The sequence below is a fragment of the Ornithinimicrobium murale genome, from assembly GCF_003352835.1.
Classification (GTDB): Bacteria; Actinomycetota; Actinomycetes; order Actinomycetales; family Dermatophilaceae; genus Ornithinicoccus; species Ornithinicoccus muralis.
In genome coordinates this window covers 1-1,819 of sequence record NZ_QLVD01000022.1, presented here as the reverse complement: position 1 = coordinate 1,819, position 1,819 = coordinate 1, and the positions used below count along the sequence as shown (strand labels likewise).

The window sequence follows — 1,819 nt, the reverse complement described above, 5'->3', positions numbered from 1 at the left end:
GGTGGGTGGTGTGTGTCCGATCTTTGAGAACTCAACAGCGTGTCAGTAATCGATGCCAATTTTTACCCTGTCCTGGGGCATGGTGCGCATTCTTTGTGGGTGTGTGGTGTGTTCTGGTGGCAAGGATTTCTTTGAATTGATGGATTGAGTCAGTTGACTCGTTTCTGTCTGCTAGTGATTGTGCCCTTCTTTGGGTCAAAGTTTGCTTGACTGGTGCTGCCTTTGGGTGGTGCTGGTTGGGTGTTTGATTTTAACGGAGAGTTTGATCCTGGCTCAGGACGAACGCTGGCGGCGTGCTTAACACATGCAAGTCGAACGATGAAGCCCAGCTTGCTGGGTGGATTAGTGGCGAACGGGTGAGTAACACGTGAGTAACCTGCCCTCCACTCTGGGATAACTCCGGGAAACCGGTGCTAATACTGGATATGATCACTTCCCGCATGGGATGGTGGTGGAAAGTTTTTCGGTGGGGGATGGACTCGCGGCCTATCAGCTAGTTGGTGGGGTATTGGCCTACCAAGGCGACGACGGGTAGCCGGCCTGAGAGGGCGACCGGCCACACTGGGACTGAGACACGGCCCAGACTCCTACGGGAGGCAGCAGTGGGGAATATTGCACAATGGGCGAAAGCCTGATGCAGCGACGCCGCGTGAGGGATGACGGCCTTCGGGTTGTAAACCTCTTTCAGCTCTGAAGAAGCGAAAGTGACGGTAGGAGCAGAAGAAGCACCGGCTAACTACGTGCCAGCAGCCGCGGTAATACGTAGGGTGCGAGCGTTGTCCGGAATTATTGGGCGTAAAGAGCTTGTAGGCGGTTTGTCGCGTCTGCTGTGAAAGCCCGGGGCTTAACCCCGGGTCTGCAGTGGGTACGGGCAGACTAGAGTATGGTAGGGGAGACTGGAATTCCTGGTGTAGCGGTGGAATGCGCAGATATCAGGAGGAACACCGATGGCGAAGGCAGGTCTCTGGGCCATAACTGACGCTGAGAAGCGAAAGCATGGGTAGCGAACAGGATTAGATACCCTGGTAGTCCATGCCGTAAACGTTGGGCGCTAGGTGTGGGACTCATTCCACGAGTTCCGTGCCGCAGCTAACGCATTAAGCGCCCCGCCTGGGGAGTACGGCCGCAAGGCTAAAACTCAAAGGAATTGACGGGGGCCCGCACAAGCGGCGGAGCATGCGGATTAATTCGATGCAACGCGAAGAACCTTACCAAGGCTTGACATATACCGGAAACATCCAGAGATGGGTGCCCCGCAAGGTCGGTATACAGGTGGTGCATGGTTGTCGTCAGCTCGTGTCGTGAGATGTTGGGTTAAGTCCCGCAACGAGCGCAACCCTCGTTCTATGTTGCCAGCACGTGATGGTGGGGACTCATAGGAGACTGCCGGGGTCAACTCGGAGGAAGGTGGGGATGACGTCAAATCATCATGCCCCTTACGTCTTGGGCTTCACGCATGCTACAATGGCCAGTACAAAGGGCTGCGATACCGTAAGGTGGAGCGAATCCCAAAAAACTGGTCTCAGTTCGGATTGGGGTCTGCAACTCGACCCCATGAAGTCGGAGTCGCTAGTAATCGCAGATCAGCAACGCTGCGGTGAATACGTTCCCGGGCCTTGTACACACCGCCCGTCAAGTCACGAAAGTCGGTAACACCCGAAGCCGGTGGCCCAACCCCTTGTGGGAGGGAGCCGTCGAAGGTGGGACTGGTGATTGGGACTAAGTCGTAACAAGGTAGCCGTACCGGAAGGTGCGGCTGGATCACCTCCTTTCTAAGGAGCAACACACGCATCACCGGTTGGTGGTGGGTGGGTTTGGT

Annotated in this window: 1 rRNA gene; it reads left to right on the top strand. The window is 55.9% G+C overall.

The window, feature by feature from the left end:
- The first annotated feature begins 250 nt into the window (after positions 1-250).
- Positions 251-1,772, top strand: a 16S ribosomal RNA gene (locus DPQ65_RS09380).
- The last annotated feature ends 47 nt before the right edge of the window (positions 1,773-1,819 follow it).